This is a genomic window from Parapusillimonas sp. JC17, from assembly GCF_052180245.1.
Classification (GTDB): Bacteria; Pseudomonadota; Gammaproteobacteria; order Burkholderiales; family Burkholderiaceae_B; genus Parapusillimonas.
This window is the reverse complement of sequence record NZ_CP197474.1, coordinates 116,478-133,301: the sequence shown is the minus strand read 5'-3', so window position 1 is coordinate 133,301 and position 16,824 is coordinate 116,478. Positions and strand designations below refer to the sequence as shown.

Below are 16,824 nucleotides of genomic sequence, written 5' to 3'. Positions count from 1 at the left end.
GATGAGTTTCAAACATATAGAAGTCGAGCAGCAAGATGGCGTCGCCATCGTTTACCTGAATCGCCCGCCCGTCAATGCCCAGAACGCCGAGCTGCGTGCCGAGCTGATCGGCGCGTTCGACGCCTTCAACGACGACGATGAGGTGCGATGCGTGGTGCTCACCGCGCGCGGCAATGTCTTTTCGGCCGGGGCCGACATCTCGGAGCGCCCCGCCATCAAGAAGCGCGGTCCGGGCGCCTACTGGAACCACAATCGCCTGGTCCGCGAAGCCTCGCTATCCATCGCCGACTGCAGCAAGCCGGTGATCGCCGCCGTCAATGGCCCGGCGATCGGCGCAGGCTTCGGCCTGATGGCCGCTTGCGACATCTGGATCTGCTCGAACAACGCCTATGTTTCCATGCCCGAGATCAATGTCGGCCTGGCCGGCGGCACCGCGCTGCTGCAACGCGTGTTCGGCAAGTCGCGCGCCCGCCGCATGTTCTACACGGGCATGAAGGTTTCCGCCGATGAGCTCTATCGCGTCGGCCTGATCGAAGCCAGCCTGCCGCCCGACGAACTGATGCCCTATGCGCTGGAACTGGCCCGCGAGATCGCCGGCAAAGCTCCCCTGGCCCTGCAGTATGCGAAGCAGGCGGCGCAGGTCACGCTGTCGATGCCGCAGCGCGAAGGCTACCGCTATGAACAGAACATCACCGTTGCGCTCTCCAATACGGAAGACGCCCAGGAGGCCCAGCGGGCGTTTCTGGAAAAGCGCCGGCCCCAGTACAAGGGGCGTTGAGCATGAAGCACGCATTGAACGAGCGGTTCCTGTCGCTGCCCAGCACCGGCAATAACGAGACGGGGAAATACCTGGAGTTCCAGAACGAGGTCCGCCAGTTCGCTGAACAAAACTGCCCGGACGATATCCGCGAAAAAGTCAGGAACGGCGAAAAGATCACGCGCCCCGTATACAGCCGCTGGCAGCAGATCCTGCACAAGCAGGGCTGGGCAGCGCCCAGTTGGCCCAAGGAACACGGCGGCACCGGATGGGACTTGCGGCAACGCATGATCTTCGAGGAAGCCATCGCCGACTTCGATTGCCCGCCGCTTTACCACCATGGCCTGGGCCATATCGGCCCGGTCATCATGCATTTCGGCACGCCGGAGCAAAAGGCAAAGTACCTGCCTCGCATCATCGATACCTCGGACTGGTGGTGCCAGGGCTATTCCGAGCCGAACTCAGGCTCCGACCTGGCCTCGCTGCAAACCCGCGCGGAGCGGGATGGCGACCACTACGTCGTCAATGGCCAGAAGATCTGGACATCGCATGGCCACGAGGCCAACATCATCTACCTGCTGGTGCGCACTTCGCGCGAAGGCAAGAAGCAAGAAGGCATTTCATTGCTGCTCGTCGACATGGATACGCCGGGAATCACCGTGCGTCCCATCGAGACGATAGATGGCTGGCATCACGTCAACGAGGTCTTCTTCGAAAACGTCCGGGTGCCGGTCGACCGCCTGGTGGGCGACGAAGGAAAAGGCTGGAACTGCGCCAAATACCTGCTGGAACGCGAGCGCCTGCCGCCGGCCGCCGTTGCGCAGCTGGTGCGCCAATGGCGCCGCATCGCGCATCTGCTCTGGAACAGCAAGCAGGAAAACGCCCACAACCACGACTATGCGGCGCTGGACCAGCGCATGCTCATGCTGGCCGCGCAGATCAAGGGCGCGCGTGAAATGCTGGCTTCCGCCATCGACGACATGATGCAAAAGCGGCCCTTGGGCGCCAAGCCTTCCGCCCTGAAGCTCATGTGCAGCCTGGCCGCCCAGTCACTGACCGAAGTGGCCCTCAGGATCACCGGGCCGACCGCCACGCAGCGCTTCCTGACCGACCAGGGCGACCAGACCGAATCCGGACTCTGGCTGCAGAACTATCTGTTCACCCGCTCGAAGACCATCGCAGGCGGCACGACCGAAGTTCAGCGCAATGTCGTCGCGCGTGAATTGTTAGGAGCATGATCCATGGCTTTTGAACCAGCAGTTGTATTTCCTGGCGTCCTGTTCGATGGCGCGCAGCGCTACGCCAAGGATGCCGACACGGCAACACCCGTCCCTTCCATCATCCAGGAGATGGGCTGGAGCGCGACCCTGATCCCTGAAGCGGACGGCGGCTATGGCGGCAGCTTCAACGACCTCGGGTCTCTTATCGAAGGCATGGCGGCGCGTGCCGTCAACCTCCCCATCCTGACGCGCTGCGGCATCGTGCCCGCCATGCTGGGCGCGGCGCCGGCCGGCGCCGCCGTCGAAGGGCTTCGAGCTCAAATCGCGGCCGGTGAAGCCTGCGCCGAATTCGCCGGCCCCCTGACGCATCGCGAAAGCCAGGCGCTCCCCGTCCTGTCCTCCGGAACGGGCGGCTGGACGCTGGCGGGCAAGCTCGAGCCCGTCGAACTGACGGCCGAGTGCAGCCACATCCTGTTCAACGCCGTCGACGCCGGCTCGGGCGCGGCACTGGTGATCCAGGCCGACGCCGCGCAACTGGCCGGGCGCGCGGCATCATATGCCACGGTCGAGGGCCGCCCCGTACAGTCCTTGGACCTGAACGGATTCCCACTGGCCGACGCCAATATCCTGGCCCGCGGCGACGCCGCCACGGCCATGCAATCCGCAGGGTGGCAGATCGCGCAAGCCGCGATAGGTGCCGACATCGTCTGCACGATGAACTATGCGCTCGCCGAGACATTGCGGTATCTGCAGGAACGGAAACAGTTCGGACAGGCGCTGGCTCAATTCCAGGTGCTGCGCCACGATGCTGCGAAGCTGTACGTGATTTTCGAGAGCTGCAAATGCCTGCTGATGTCGTCCCTGCGTTCGCTGGACGGCGCAAAGCATCCGTCGGAAAGCGCGGCGGCCTTCGATCTGCTGGGCCTTTACGTACGAGAACAGGCGATAGAATTCGCACAGGCGGCCATCCAGCTGCACGGAGGCATGGGCATGACGCAGGAAACCCTGGCGGCCCGCATGGCCACGCGCCTGATCGCGCTGGCCTTCCGCTACGGCGATGCCTACAGCCACATCAAGGCGCTGGGCGAATTCCAAGGAGCAAGCGGCCAATGACTCAAGCAGCAATAGGGGCCCACGCCCTGGACCCGTTCTTCAATCCGCGGTCCGTCGCCATCATCGGCGCATCGTCCGACCCTTCCAAGCTGGGCGGCAGGCCCATCCGTTTCCTGCGTGAAGCCGGCTTTGCCGGTCAGATCTATCCCATCAACAAACGCTCGGAGACCGTGCAAGGGCTGAAAGCCTACCCGACGCTGGCCGACATTCCGGGCGACGTCGACCAGGCGCTGATCATCGTTCCCGCCTCGGCCGCGCTCGATGCGCTGCGCGATTGCGTCGCCAAAGGCATCAAGGCCGTGCAGGTGCTGAGCTCCGGTTTCGCCGAGGAAAGCGAAGAGGGCCGCCTGCGCCAGGAAGAAATGACCGCGCTGGCCGCGCAGCACGGTGTGCGCTTGCTCGGACCCAACTGCCTGGGCATAGTCAGTGTGCGGAATCGTTATTTCGCCACCTTCTCCACCGCCCTCGAAGCGCTCGTGCCGCAGCCCGGCGGCATCAGCTTCGCCACGCAAAGCGGCGCGTTCGGATCCTGCGCCTACGCCCAGGCGATCCAGCGCGGCCTGGGCATTGCCCGCATCGTGGCCACCGGTAACGAAGCGGACATCGACGTCACGGAATGCATCGATTTCCTGGCATCCGACCCCGAGACCCGCGTCATCTGCGCCGCCATCGAAGGCTGCCGCGACGGCAACCGCCTGCGCCGCGCCCTGTTGAAGGCGGCACAGGCCGGCAAGCCCGTCATCCTGATGAAAGTGGGGAGTTCGGCCACCGGCCAGCAGGCCGCCGCCACCCATACGGGCGCGATCGCCGGCGACGACAAGATCTTCGACGTCGTCTGCCGGGAATGCGGCGCCTGGCGTGCGCAGTCCATCGAAGAAATGCTGGATATCGCCTACGTGCGCACCCAGCTTGCGCAGCCGTCGAACGATCGCGCCAATATCATCACCGTCTCCGGCGGCATCGGTGTCCTGATGGCCGACGACGCCGAGCGCTATGGCGTCGCCATCCCCACCATTTCCCCGGCCCTGCAGGCGCGGATACGCGACATCGTACCGTTCCTGGTGGGCGTGAATCCGCTGGACACCACGGCGCAAATCGGCGCCATCAAACGCGGCATACCGGACCTGGTGGATCTGGTCATCCAGGAAACCGACTGCGCAACGCATTTCATCTATCTGGCCCAGATCCCCTGCGATCCGCGCCGCTTCGTTCCGCTGCTGGCGGATCTCGCGGAATTGCGCAGGAAGCATCCGGATCGCCTGCTCGTGCTGGTGGGACCATCGGACGACGAGATGCGCCGACAGCTGGAGGCCGAGGGCCTGGTCATCTTTTCGGACCCGGGCCGCGCGGTGCGCGCCGTGGGTGCCCTGTGCGAGATCGAGCGGCGGCGCGCATCGCTGCATCCCGGCCTGCCCGATCCCGACCGCCAGGCAAAACGGACGAGCACGCCTGTCGACCCGGGCGCCGGCTCGTTGAACGAGATGCAGGCCAAGCGGCTGCTGGCGGATTACGGCCTGCCCGTTCCCCCGGAAACGCTTTGCGCGACCGAAGCCGAGGCCGTCGCGGCGGCGCAGAAGCTGGGCTATCCCGTGGTCGCGAAAATCGTCTCGCCGGACATTCAGCATAAAACCGAGTTTGGCGGCGTGGTCCTGAACCTGGCGGACGACGATGCGGTACGCCAGGCCTTCGGCAGGCTGATGGGCAAGGCCGAGGCTTTGCCGGATGCGCCGCGGATCGAGGGGGTGCTGATCGCGCCCATGGTGCGCAAAGGAACCGAAACCATCCTCGGCGTCCACGTGGATCCGATCTTCGGCCCCATGGTGATGTTCGGCCTGGGCGGCGTGGCCGTAGAGCTGTTCCGCGATGTCGCCTTCGCTTCCGTGCCGCTTTCGTCCGCCCGCGCCGAACAATTGATACGTTCGGTCAAGGCGTCGCAATTGCTGCTCGGATGGCGAGGCCAGCCGGCCCAGGACGTGGGCGCGCTGACCCAGGCGCTTTTGGGTCTCTCGGCCTTCGCCGAAGACTGGGCGCATGTCCTGGAAGGCGTCGACGTGAATCCTTTCGTCGTGCTCGACGACGGCGCAGCCTGCCTGGATGCGGTGGTTTCCTTCAACGCGGCCGCCTGAAGCCAAGTCCCTTCTATAATCCGGGCGTATGGCAGTCTTTCGAGGAGTATGCCGCAGGGCCTGTTGACGCTGACAGGCCCTAACCCATTCATGAGGCTAGTTTCATGGCGACACGAGACCCTGATCGTCGACACAAAATCATCGAAGCGGCACGCCGCGTGTTCGCCCGCCATGGATACGAAGGTGCGTCGATCAGCATGATCGCCGCGGAAATCGGTCTGACCAAAGCGGCCTTGTATCACCACTTCACCAGCAAGGAAGCCATCTATCGGGCGAGCTCCCGAACCGGCATGGACGAGCTGCTCATGGAGGTGAGCAGTGCGCTGGACAAGGCGGGGCCGCTGCCCATAGACCGCCTGCGCGCCTACATGCACGCTTCCGCCGCCCGCTTCGAAAGAAACCAGGACAGCTGGATGTCCGGTTCGGCGATCTTCTGGAGCACGCAGTCCAGCGAGACACGCTCCGAAGTCCTGCAGGTGCGGGACCGCTACGAAAGCCTGCTGAAGGAAATCATCCATGAAGGCATGGAGGCCGGCCAGTTCCGGAAGGACATCGACATCAATCTTTCCAGCAAGTTCCTGCTGTCCATCATCAACCAGCTCCCCCGCTGGTTCCGGAAGGGGGGCAAGCACAGTGCGGTGGAGATCATCGACATTTACCTGGACACGTATCTGAACGGTGTGCTCGACCGCGAGACCGTTCGGGCCTGACCCGTTACGGGACCGTTCGGGGTCAGACCCCGAACGGGGTCTGACCTCTTATTCGTCTATCCGCGGCTGAGGACCTGTGCGCGCAGTATCGATTTATTGATATCCAGCTCGATCAAACACGGCTTTCGTCATTTGTTTTTAGTATCTGGAGCGGCTCAGGCTGTGGCGATGTGATGGGGTCAGACCCCGTACGGGGTCTGACCCCATGGCGCCCCGACATCAAGCCCCATACACCAGCTCCTTGAAAAACAAGGATATCTCAGGCACGTAGGTAATCACCATCAGGCAGGCAACCACCACGGCCACGAAAGGCAGCAGCGACCTGATCAGGCGCTCGATGGGCAGGTTCGCCACGGCGCAGGCGGCGAACAAGTTCACGCCGAAGGGCGGCGTAACCATGCCCAATGCCAGATTCACCACCATGATCACACCGAAGTGCGCCGGATCGACGCCGAATTGCATGGCCACCGGCAGCAGCAGCGGCGCCAGCACCACGATCGATGCCGAGGTCTCGATGAACATGCCGATGATGAACAGCGCCGCGTTCACGCCTATCAGAAAAGCGTATTTATCGCTGAACAGATGGCCCAGCCATTCGCCCAGCGCAGCGGGAACCCCGGCCCGGTTCAGCAGAAAGCCGAATACCCCTGCATTCGCAATAACGAACATGATCACCGCCGTAGAAATCACGGAACGGTGCAAGGTATGGGACAGCGACGCGAACGTGATCTTGCGGTATACGAATATGCCGACCACCAGCGCGTACATCACCGCCACCGCCGATGCCTCGGTGGGCGTGAAGATGCCGCCGTAAATGCCCCCCAGGATGATCACAGGCATCAGCAGCGCAAGCCATGAACGCTTGAATGCAGGCCACAGCGCAAGCCGCCCATCGCCGTCATGCTTGCCATAGCCATGGCGGCGGGCATACAGCCAGACATAGAGCATCAGCGCGCCGCTGATGAGCAGACCCGGACCTATGCCGGCGATGAATAGCTCGCCCACCGAGGTGTCCGTGGCCACCGCGAACAGGATCATCGGTATGGACGGAGGGATGATCACGCCCAGCTCAGCGGCAGAGGTTTGCAGCGAGGCGGCAAAAGGCCTGGGATAGCCGTGCTTGACCATGGCCGGAATGAGAATGGCCCCGACGGCGAAGGTGGTGGCCACGCTGGAGCCGGCCACCGCGGCGAAGATCATGCAAGTGAGCACGCAGCTGCAAGCCAGGCCGCCCTGCAAGCCGCCGACCACGCTCTTGGCGAAGTCCACCATGCGCTCGGAAATGCCGCCCGCCTCCATCAGGTTGCCGGCAAGAATGAAGAAAGGCACCGCCACCAGCGGGTATTTGTCCAGCGCCGCGTAGATCTGCTGCGCGATCACCAGCCAGGTCATCTGTCCGTCGTACGCTACGCCCAGCATGCTGGCCAGGCCGATGGACACCGCCACCGGCACCGACAGCGCGAAGAACAGCAGCATCGATACAACCATCAGCTGGGACATGGTTCAACCACCTGTTGCGATGACTGGAGTTGCAGAACGCATGTTCATGTCAGATCACGGTTTCGTCGACGGTGGCCGGGTGGTTAGGGCCCTCGGCCCAATGCGCCAGGACGGCCAGCATGGCCAGGACCGCACCGATGGGAATGGCGATGTACACCCAGGAAATGGAGACATCGAGGCTAGGCATGGTCTGGAAACGCACCCGCCAGGTCATCTGGCCGCCGACCCAGGCCATGAAGCCCAGAAAGCACAGGCAGATGGCGAGAATAAGGTGTTCGAGCCAGCGCTTCTTGCGTGCCTCGAGAAAGCCATGCAGCATTTCGACGCTGAGCATGGCCCCTTGCCGGAAAGCCAGTGAAATGCCCAGCATCACCGTCCAGATCAATGATGCGCGCGTCCAGGCCTCGCTCCAGTCGGCGGGCGACTGGAGCACGAAACGCGCCACCACCTGGTAAAAGCCCGCAGCCACCGCCGAGACGATCAACAGCTGGGCTGCTGCCGAAACCAGGCGGAACAGGCCGCGGTCAATAAAACGAAGCGCCGACACGAGCGATGCTTACTTGGTATTGCGAATGGACTCGACCAGTTCCTTGCCGAACTGCTTGTAGTACTGGGGATAGACGGGTTCCACCGCCTTCTGGAAAGCGGCGTGATCGACGGTGTTGACCTGCATGCCCTGCTTCTTGACCTCTTCGATGCCGCTCTTTTCGACCTGGTCGACATAGGCGCGCATGGCGATGGCGGCGTCGTGCCCGGCTTTTTTGAAGGTACCCTTGTCGGCGTCGGACAGGCCGTCATACACGGACGGAGACATGAGTACGAGCGCGGGTCCGTAGACGTGCGAAGTCAGGGACAGATACTTCTGCAATTGCGGCAGCTTGGCCGACACGATGACGGACATGGGATTTTCCTGGCCATCGATGGTGCCTTGCTGAAGCGCCGTGGCCACTTCGGGCCAGGCCATGGGCGTGGCTAGCACACCCAGTTCGCGGAATGCCGCGATGTGGATGGGGTTTTCCATGGTGCGCACTTTCAGGCCTTTTGCATCGGCCGGCTGCGCAACGGGGCGCGTGTTGTTGGTCATTTGCCGGAAGCCTTGTTCGCCCCAGGCCAGGGCGACCAGGCCGCGCTTGGGAAATTCTTCGAGCATCTTCTGGCCGATTTCGCCATCCAGCACCTTGCGGGCATGTTCCAGGTCGCGGAAAAGGAAGGGGATGTCGAACACGCCGGTCTTGGGGACGAAATTCAGCGTGGCGCCGGTGGACACGATGGCCAGGTCGATGGTGCCCAACTGGATGCCTTCGATGACCTCGCGCTCGCCGCCCAGGGCGCTGTTGGGAAACTGCTGGATCTTGAATTGACCCTTGGTGCCGCCCTCGATGGTTTTCGCGAAAGCATCCGCACCCACCCCGTAATGGGAATTGGTCGAAAGCGCGTACGCCATCTTCAGGGTTTTTTCGGCCATTGCCGGCGCGGCGGCGAACACGCCTGCCACGGATACCGCAACCATCAGTTTGGAAAGCCAGGTCTTGCGCATTTTGTCCCCAAATTCACTTTACACGTTGATCGTGATTTGTACCTTAATTCACCCGTGCCGGAATATTGGGGTTTTCTATGGTGGCGCCCTATTCTTCCACGTACCAATTGTCCTCGGAGAGCATCACTTGCTGATGGCCATAGCCCGCGGGCATCATCGGAAAGCAGTTTTCCTGGGGCTGAACGACGACGTCCAGGAAATAGGGACCCGGGTAGGCCATGCACTGTGCAAGCGCCGCATCGAGCTCGGCGGGGTTCTCCACCCTGGCCGCGCCCCAGCCGAACGCCCGGGCGAGCGCGACGAAGTCGGGAATCGACGCGTTGTAGCTGTGACTGTAGCGCCCGTCGTGGATGAGCTCCTGCCATTGGCGCACCATGCCCATGTGCTGGTTGTTGCACAGTACCACCTTGATGGGCGTCTGGTGCTGGCTGGCCGTCGCCAGTTCCTGGATATTCATCAGCACCGATGCATCGCCGCTGACGCACACCACCGGCTTGTCCGGATTGCCGATCTGCGCGCCGATGGCCGCGGGAACGCCATAGCCCATGGTGCCCGCCCCGCCGGACGTCAGCCAGCGGTTGGGCCGGTTGAACTTGATGTACTGCGCCGCCCACATCTGGTGCTGTCCCACGTCGGTCGAGATGATGGCGTCGGTACCCGTGAGCGCATGGTCCAGGGCACGCATCAGGTGCTGGGGCAGGATGGCTTCGGTCGACGGCTGGAAGCCCAGGCAGTCCTTGGCGCGCCAGACGCCGATGCGTTCCCACCAGGGCTGCAGGCGCGATGCATCGGCCTCCAGCTGGCCGATTTCCTTGCGCAGAGCGCGCAGCATGGGATAGCAATCGCCTACCAGTGCGACATCGGCGCGCACGACCTTGTTGATGGAGGCCGGGTCGATATCGAGGTGGATCTTGCTGGCATGCGGGCAGAAGTCGGAGAGCCTGCCCGTGATGCGGTCGTCGAAACGCGCCCCCACGCAGATGATGAGGTCGGCATGATGCATGGCAAGATTGGCTTCGAGTGTGCCATGCATGCCCAGCATGCCCAGGAACAATGGGTCGTCGGCGGGAAAGGCGCCCAAGCCCATAAGCGTCAGCGTGCAAGGCGCTCCCATGTCCTGCACCAGGCTGGTGAAGGCATGGCAGGCGTCCAGCCCCGAATTGATCAGGCCGCCTCCGCCATAGAAGACCGGACGCTTCGCGTTGGCGATCAGCGAGGCGGCGCGCTTGATCGCGGCCTCGGTCACCGGCGTGGCGGTTTCGATGGCTTCCGGCAGCCCGGCTGCGTCCGCGCCTCCGGTCGTTGCGGGCACCAGCCCGATCTGCATGTCTTTGGGAAAATCGAGCAGCACCGGCCCCGGCCGGCCGGAACGCGTAAGGTTGTAGGCCTTCGCGGCCAGGGCCGGCACGTCTTCGCTGCGGCGGATCTGGGCGTTCCATTTCGTGACCGGCCGCGAAATGCCGATGGCATCGCATTCCTGGAAAGCGTCGGTGCCGATCGCGCTGGTAGCGACCTGGCCGCTGATGCACAGCACCGGTATGGAATCGCACAAGGCGTCCAGCAGGCCTGACGTGGTATTGGCCATGCCGGGGCCCGATGTCACGACGACTACGCCGGGCTTGCCGGTGGAGCGCGCATAGCCTTCGGCGGCATGGACGGCCCCTTGCTCGTGGCGAACCAGCACGTGTCGGATGCGCGGCTCGGAGTACAAGGCATCGTACAAAGGCAGGACCGCGCCGCCCGGATAGCCGAAAATGGTATCGACGCCGTGCGCGATCAGGGTTTCCAGCAGGGCCTGCGCGCCATTCCGGCTGACGGGTTCAGTAGAAGTATTCACGGCACATCGCTTTATTGCATAAGATATCGGGATACGGGAAGTGTATTCTTTTTTCCCCCACCCAAAAACCTGGAAAGCATGAGCCCCCAACCCGAACCCTGGCATCTGGTCAAAAAGTCCTCACTGCACGGTACCGGCGTCTTCGCCCTGCGCGACATCCCCGCCGGCACGCGCATCATCGAATACCGCGGCAAGCGCATCACGCCCGAGCAGGCGGACGACATGCATCCGGTCAATCCCGACGACCCCTTCCATACCTTCTTCTTTTCTTTGAGCAACGGCAAGGTGATAGACGGCGGGCAAAAGGGCAATGACGCGCGCTGGATCAATCACTCCTGCGCGCCCAATTGCGAAACCGAGGAAAACTCGCAAGGCAACCGGGTGTTCGTCATCGCCCTGCAGGACATCCCGGCGGGCGACGAGCTCTTCTACGACTACGGGCTGGTGATGGAAGGCAAGATCACCAAGACACTGCGCAAGCAGTATGGGTGTCTTTGCGGGGCCGATACATGCAGGGGGACGATGCTGGCGCTGCCCAAGAAGAAGCAGAAGAAGAAATAGGAATCATGGGGTCAGACCCCACGTGGGGTCTGACCCCGGCTAAAGAGAACGAGAGTCTGACCCCGGGCTAAAGAGTGGGGGGTCAGACCCCGGCTAAAAAGTGAGGGGTCAGACCCCGTACGGGGTCTGACCCCAAGTCACGCCAAGTCACGAATTTCCCTGCCGTCTCAGATACAAGGCAAACAAGTCGGCCAGCAACGTTGCCGCGGACGAGGGCGGTGCGTGCTTCAGGCGCAGGCTGCCGACGACGGCTTCGGGCAGGCGTATGCCAAACCGCATCAGGCCATGGGACTCCGCGGCGATGGACGGCGCCTGGAAGAAGACGGACGGGAGCATCGTCAGCATGTCGCTATTCCGTATCAGTTGCCAGTTCGACAGCGTCGAATTGCAATCGACGATGCGCTGCGGCGGCGCAAGGCCCTGGTCGGCGATCCACTTGAGGATGCGCTCGCTATAGCTGCCCGGATGCAGGCTGAAGATCCATTCGTAGTCCAGAAGCTGGGCCAGCTCTGTGGCGTGCCGGGCCGGATGCCCCGCGCGCCCGACGATCTGGAAGGACGTATGAATGATGGGCTCGAACGCCAGCGTGTCGGGCACGAAACCGGGATCGGCCATCACGACCGCGAAATCCAGCTCGCCTTTCAGCAGCGCCGGCACGACGATCGACGGCAAACCCTCGCGCAGGTTCAAGGCCACGGCGGGCCGCAAGCGCCGGAAGTGCGTCCATACGTCCGACAGCACCGACAGCGCCACCATGGGCGTCACGCCCACGGCCAGGCGCTCTGGGGCCGAGCCCGACAGGGCGCGGATCTCGGCCTCCGCAATCTGCAGCTGCTGACGCGCCACCTTGGCGCGATCGTGCAAAATGCGCCCGGCCTCGGTCAGCCGCACGCCGCGATAGCTTCTGCTGAGGAGCTCGGCCCCAATGTCGCTTTCCAGTTCGCGCAGCGACTTGGTCAGCGCGGCCTGCGACAAATTGAGCGCACGGGCCGCGCCCCGTATGGTGCCGGCTTCCGCAACGGCCAGTAAGGCTCTGAGGCTATGGTCCTTCATATCAACATGATAACCAATAGTTTTCACTAAAAACTAAATACCAGTAACGAGGGACACGAGGTCATGCCAATAATGCCGGCATGACTACGAATCTAGATCCCGTCATCGACTGGGACGCCTACATCGCGCTCCGGCGAGACATCCATCGCCATCCTGAACTCGGTTTCGAAGAGTTCCGCACTGCCCGTATGGTCGCGGATCGCCTGCGGACCCTGGGCTACGACGTCGCGGAAGGCATCGCCGGCACCGGCGTGGTCGGTACGCTCAGGCATGGGGACTCCGACCGGCGCATCGGCCTGCGGGCCGATATGGACGCCCTGCCGATACAGGAAAGCAATCGCATCGAATGGGCAAGCCAGGTACCAGGCACCATGCACGCCTGTGGCCATGACGGCCACACCGCCATCCTGCTGGCCGCCGCCGAGATCATTGCGCGGCGGCGGAATTTCGACGGCACGGTTCATCTTATCTTCCAGCCCGCCGAAGAACTGGGCGGCGGCGGAGGCGCCCGCCGCATGATCGAGGAAGGCCTGTTCGAGCGTTTTCCCTGTGACGCGGTATTCGCCCTGCACAACATGCCTGGCTGGCCGACCGGCAAGTTTCTTTTCCGCGCAGGCGCAATGATGGCGTCGTCCGACCGCGTCGTCATCACGTTCACCGGCCGAGGCGGCCACGCCGCAGTGCCTCACCGAGCGGTCGATCCCACCGTTGCCGCGGCCAGTGCCATCATGGCGCTGCAAACCATCGTGTCGCGGAACATCGATCCGCTCGACAGCGTGGTGATCAGCATCGGCAAGCTCGAAGCCGGCGCAACCTACAACGTGATCCCGGGCAGCGCCCGGCTCGAATTGAGCGTGCGCGCCTTTTCCCCTGAAATACGCGATGAGCTCGAAACCCGCATCCGCCGCATCTGCACGCTGCAGGCGGAAAGCTATGGCGCCACGGCAGAGGTGGATTATCAGCGCGGCTATCCCATGCTCGTCAATACCGTCGACGAAACCGGCGTGGCGATCGACGTTGCGCGCCGCATCTTCGGCGCGGAAAACGTACAAGCCGAGACCGAGCCGCTGATGGGCAGCGAGGACTTCGCCTACATGCTCCAGGAAAAGCCGGGCTGCTATCTGCTGGTCGGCAACGGCATGATCGGCGAATCCGACCCCGGCAGCGGACTTACGCACTGCATGGTGCACAACCCCGGCTATGACTTCAACGATGCCTGCCTGGCTCCCGCCGCCACCTTCTGGGCGGAACTGACGGCGCAATGGCTCGCCCCCCGATAACCCAATGCATCAAAAGAAAACTTACGGAGACTTCCCATGCGCAAAAGCAAACTCATCCTTGGATCGGCATGTGTCGCCCTGGCCAGCCTGGCCATGCCGGCCCTCGCCCAGTCCAACGGGCAGATCAGCCTGATCGTGCCTTATCCTCCCGGCGGCGGCTCGGACTTCGTCGCCCGCACGATCGCGCCCGTGATGTCCAAGGCGCTGAATCGCACCATCGTCATCGAGAACCTGAGCGGCGCGGGCGGCGCGGTGGGCAGCCACCGCGTATTGCAGCGCCCGGCCGATGGCAAGACGCTGCTCCTGGGTTCGCCCAACGAGGTGATCCTGGCGCCCGCCGTCAACCCGGCGCTGGAGTACAAGGCGGACGCGTTCCGTCTGATCGGCCCCGCGACACAGACGAGCCAGGTCCTGGTCGCCCGACCGAACCTCGAGGCGGCCGACATCCGCGCCCTCATCGCGCAAAGCAAAGCGCCGAATGCGAACGCCGTCAGCTACGGCAGCGTCGGCATCGGGTCGCTTTACCATGTGACGGGCGCCGTCCTGGCGGCGGAAACCGGCGCCAACATGTTCCACGTGCCTTATCGGGGCGCCGCCCCGCTGGTGCAGGATCTCATGGGCGGCCAAGTCGACATCTCGTTTCTTCCCCTGGCCGGCAACATACTGGGGCTGATACGCGACAAGAAGCTCAAGGCTTACGGGATCGCGCAATCCGAGCGCAATCCGCTCGCGCCGGACATTCCCACTCTCGGGGAAATCGCGCCCGAGCTGAAGGGCTTCCAGTACCCCACCTGGGCGGGCTTGCTGGTCCGGGCGGAAACTCCTGACGACGAAGTGCGCACGCTGCAGGCGGCGCTCAAGCAGGCCTTGTCGGATCCGCAAGTCCGGGCCGCCATCGAGGCCAGCGGCTCCGCCGTCGGCGAGCCCCTGGGCCTGGAGCAGGCTGACGAACAATACCGGCGTGAAACCGAGCAATTCCTGAAGATCGTCGCGGACAGGGCGATCTCCGTGAACTAGGCAGCGGGGTCAGACCCCGTACGGGGTCTGACCCCCACCCCCCCGACAGCCCAGAGGGGTCAGACCTATGGGTCTGACCCCAAAACCCACCGGCGCCGCTCCGAAATAGGGCCGGACCCCATGCGGGGTCTGACCCCGGCAAATCCAAACGCGGGAAACCCCGGGGATACTAAAGTGTCGCAAAACGTTAGCATGTCGGCTATTCACTAAAGCATGCTTGTTTTCCCGTATTCCAATGCCTCATTCTCCTGACAAGGCCGCCGACGATCCGGATTTCGTCGTGGCCGTTCCCAAAGATCCTCCCGTCAAAGTACCGCTCAAGATCGAAGACTGGATCTCGGTCCTGATCATGGCGGTCCTGGCACTCATCACCTTCGCCAACGTGCTGGTCCGCTATTTCACCGACGGCTCCTTCGCGTGGTCGGAAGAGATCTCGGTCTTCCTGCTCATCGTGCTGACCATGACCGCCAGTGCCACCGCCTTCGTCCGCAACCAGCATATCCGCATCGAAGCCTACGCCGACAGCGGCGCCGAGTCGCGGCAACGCAAGCTCGCCGTCGTCGTCAATACCCTGGTGCTGCTCTTCTTCCTCCTGCTCACCATCCTGTCGGGCCGCATGGTCTACGACGACTACACCTGGGGCGACACCTCGCCGGCCATCGGCATTCCCAATTGGTGGTACACGGTCTGGATGCCGGTGCTTGCGCTGGGCATTTCCCTGCGCATCGCGGGCATCCTGCGCCGCCTGCTGAATTCCGGCACGGGCGGGCCCGGAGCATGATCGTCGCCACCCTGTTCATCGTCTTCATCGTGCTGATGGTCATCGGCATGCCCGTGGGCGTGGCCCTGGGCATTGCGGGCACCCTGTCCATCGTGATGTCCAATCTCGACACCCAATGGTTCGGGCTGCTGGCCGTCCCGCAAAACTTCTATGCGGGCCTGGCCAAGTATCCGCTGCTGGCCATACCGATGTTCGTGCTTGTCGGATCCATTTTCGACCGCTCCGGCGTCGCCAGCCGGCTGGTCAATTTCGCCATTGCCATCGTCGGACGCGGGCCGGGCATGCTGCCGCTGGTCGCCATTGCCGTCGCCATGTTCCTGGGCGGCATTTCAGGCTCGGGTCCCGCCTGCGCCGCCGCCGTGGGCGCGGTAATGATCAGCGCCATGAGCCGCGCGGGCTATCCACGGCCTTTTTCAGCCAGCATCGTCGCGGCGGGTGCGGCCACCGACATCCTCATCCCGCCGTCGATCGCCTTCATCGTCTATTCCATACTGGTGCCGCAGGCGTCCGTTCCCGCGCTGTTCTCGGCGGGCATGATACCGGGCATCCTGGCCGGCATCGCCCTCATCGTACCGGCGGTGTGGCTGTCGCGGCGCCATAACCTGGGCGCCCATGAAAGAGCATTGCCGCGCCCCCCGTTCTGGCGCAGCCTGTTCGAGGCATCCTGGGGCCTAGCCGCGCCCGTCCTGATCCTGGGCGGCATGCGCATCGGCCTTTTCACACCCACCGAGGCCGCGGTCGTGGCGGTGTTCTACGGGCTCTTCGTCGGCATGGTCGTGCATCGCACCATCAAGTTCCGCGATCTGTTCCTTATCTTGCGCGAGGCGGCTGAGCTTTCCGCCGTCATCATGCTGGTGGTCACGCTGGCCGGCATTTTCGCCTGGGCCCTGTCCACGCTCAGCGTCATCGACCCCATCGCACACGCCATCGTCAATTCGGGCCTGGGCGAGTACGGCGTGCTGACCCTGCTCATCGCGCTGATCATGATACTGGGCATGTTCCTGGACGGCATCTCCATTTTCCTGATTTTCGTGCCGCTGCTCATGCCCATCGTCAACGCCTATGGATGGGACCCGGTCTGGTTCGGCGTGCTGCTTACCCTTAAAGTAGCACTGGGGCAGTTCACGCCCCCGCTGGCGGTCAACCTCATGGTCGCCTGCCGTATCGCGCAGGTTCCCATGGAAAGCACCATACGCTGGGTGATCTGGCTGCTTTGCTCGATGTTCACCGTTCTGGTCCTGGTAATCGTTTTCCCCGAGCTGGCTCTTTGGCTGCCTCGATACCTAGGGTACTGACCCCGAGGCCGCCTCGCGCGGCCATACTTACTACCAA

Annotated in this window: 15 protein-coding genes; 10 read left to right on the top strand and 5 right to left on the bottom strand. The window is 63.4% G+C overall.

Annotated features, from left to right (window positions below; all coding sequences use genetic code 11):
* The first annotated feature begins 1 nt into the window (after window position 1).
* From ACSBPU_RS00620 to ACSBPU_RS00600, 5 genes are all read left to right on the top strand, one after another.
* The gene (locus ACSBPU_RS00620; protein ID WP_442594644.1) at window positions 2–778 is read left to right on the top strand and encodes an enoyl-CoA hydratase/isomerase family protein; all 777 of its coding nucleotides are present in this window, start codon (window positions 2–4) and stop codon (window positions 776–778) included.
* Between the two features lie 2 nt (window positions 779–780).
* Window positions 781–1,995, top strand: a complete 1,215-nt coding sequence (locus ACSBPU_RS00615; RefSeq protein ID WP_442594642.1) for an acyl-CoA dehydrogenase family protein — start codon at window positions 781–783, stop codon at window positions 1,993–1,995.
* 3 nt (window positions 1,996–1,998) lie between these two features.
* Window positions 1,999–3,090 carry an acyl-CoA dehydrogenase family protein gene (locus tag ACSBPU_RS00610; RefSeq protein WP_442594640.1) on the top strand — a complete coding sequence of 364 codons (1,092 nt, stop codon included), beginning with the start codon at window positions 1,999–2,001 and terminating at the stop codon, window positions 3,088–3,090.
* Window positions 3,087–5,216 (top strand): acetate--CoA ligase family protein, encoded by a 2,130-nt coding sequence (locus ACSBPU_RS00605; protein WP_442594638.1) that lies wholly within the window; start codon window positions 3,087–3,089, stop codon window positions 5,214–5,216. The genes ACSBPU_RS00610 and ACSBPU_RS00605 overlap by 4 nt, the downstream gene beginning before the upstream one ends.
* Before the next feature lie 104 nt (window positions 5,217–5,320).
* Entirely contained in the window at window positions 5,321–5,926 is a 606-nt protein-coding gene (locus ACSBPU_RS00600; RefSeq protein ID WP_442594636.1) for a TetR/AcrR family transcriptional regulator, read from the top strand.
* A gap of 219 nt (window positions 5,927–6,145) precedes the next feature.
* Here ACSBPU_RS00600 and ACSBPU_RS00595 read toward each other — a convergent pair whose 3' ends face one another.
* The 4 genes from ACSBPU_RS00595 to ilvB all read right to left on the bottom strand — a co-directional run bounded on the left by ACSBPU_RS00595 (window position 6,146) and on the right by ilvB (window position 10,800).
* Window positions 6,146–7,426: a TRAP transporter large permease gene (locus tag ACSBPU_RS00595; RefSeq protein ID WP_442594634.1), complete on the bottom strand. Its 1,281-nt coding sequence runs from the start codon at window positions 7,424–7,426 to the stop codon at window positions 6,146–6,148.
* Between the two features lie 49 nt (window positions 7,427–7,475).
* Window positions 7,476–7,973: a TRAP transporter small permease gene (locus tag ACSBPU_RS00590; protein ID WP_442594632.1), complete on the bottom strand. Its 498-nt coding sequence runs from the start codon at window positions 7,971–7,973 to the stop codon at window positions 7,476–7,478.
* A gap of 9 nt (window positions 7,974–7,982) precedes the next feature.
* Window positions 7,983–8,963 carry a TRAP transporter substrate-binding protein gene (locus ACSBPU_RS00585; RefSeq protein ID WP_442594630.1) on the bottom strand — a complete coding sequence of 327 codons (981 nt, stop codon included), beginning with the start codon at window positions 8,961–8,963 and terminating at the stop codon, window positions 7,983–7,985.
* A gap of 88 nt (window positions 8,964–9,051) precedes the next feature.
* The gene (gene ilvB, locus ACSBPU_RS00580; RefSeq protein WP_442594628.1) at window positions 9,052–10,800 is read right to left on the bottom strand and encodes a biosynthetic-type acetolactate synthase large subunit; all 1,749 of its coding nucleotides are present in this window, start codon (window positions 10,798–10,800) and stop codon (window positions 9,052–9,054) included.
* Window positions 10,801–10,878: 78 nt separating this feature from the next.
* Here ilvB and ACSBPU_RS00575 point away from each other — a divergent pair, with 78 nt between their 5' ends.
* The gene (locus ACSBPU_RS00575) at window positions 10,879–11,361 is read left to right on the top strand and encodes an SET domain-containing protein (RefSeq protein ID WP_442594626.1); all 483 of its coding nucleotides are present in this window, start codon (window positions 10,879–10,881) and stop codon (window positions 11,359–11,361) included.
* A 147-nt stretch (window positions 11,362–11,508) separates the two neighbouring features.
* Here the strand turns inward: ACSBPU_RS00575 and ACSBPU_RS00570 are convergent, their stop codons facing one another.
* On the bottom strand, window positions 11,509–12,414 hold the full coding sequence (locus ACSBPU_RS00570; protein WP_442594624.1) for a LysR substrate-binding domain-containing protein: 906 nt from the start codon (window positions 12,412–12,414) through the stop codon (window positions 11,509–11,511).
* A gap of 80 nt (window positions 12,415–12,494) precedes the next feature.
* On the opposite strand from ACSBPU_RS00570, the gene ACSBPU_RS00565 reads away from it, so the two are divergent.
* The 4 genes from ACSBPU_RS00565 to ACSBPU_RS00550 all read left to right on the top strand — a co-directional run bounded on the left by ACSBPU_RS00565 (window position 12,495) and on the right by ACSBPU_RS00550 (window position 16,787).
* The gene (locus ACSBPU_RS00565; RefSeq protein ID WP_442594622.1) at window positions 12,495–13,694 is read left to right on the top strand and encodes a M20 aminoacylase family protein; all 1,200 of its coding nucleotides are present in this window, start codon (window positions 12,495–12,497) and stop codon (window positions 13,692–13,694) included.
* 36 nt (window positions 13,695–13,730) lie between these two features.
* The gene (locus ACSBPU_RS00560) at window positions 13,731–14,711 is read left to right on the top strand and encodes a Bug family tripartite tricarboxylate transporter substrate binding protein (protein ID WP_442594620.1); all 981 of its coding nucleotides are present in this window, start codon (window positions 13,731–13,733) and stop codon (window positions 14,709–14,711) included.
* Between the two features lie 235 nt (window positions 14,712–14,946).
* A complete protein-coding gene (locus ACSBPU_RS00555; RefSeq protein ID WP_442594618.1) occupies window positions 14,947–15,492 on the top strand; it encodes a TRAP transporter small permease in 546 nt (181 codons plus the stop codon).
* Window positions 15,489–16,787, top strand: a complete 1,299-nt coding sequence (locus ACSBPU_RS00550) for a TRAP transporter large permease (protein ID WP_442594616.1) — start codon at window positions 15,489–15,491, stop codon at window positions 16,785–16,787. Before ACSBPU_RS00555 ends, ACSBPU_RS00550 begins: the two co-directional genes overlap by 4 nt.
* Window positions 16,788–16,824 lie beyond the last annotated feature (37 nt).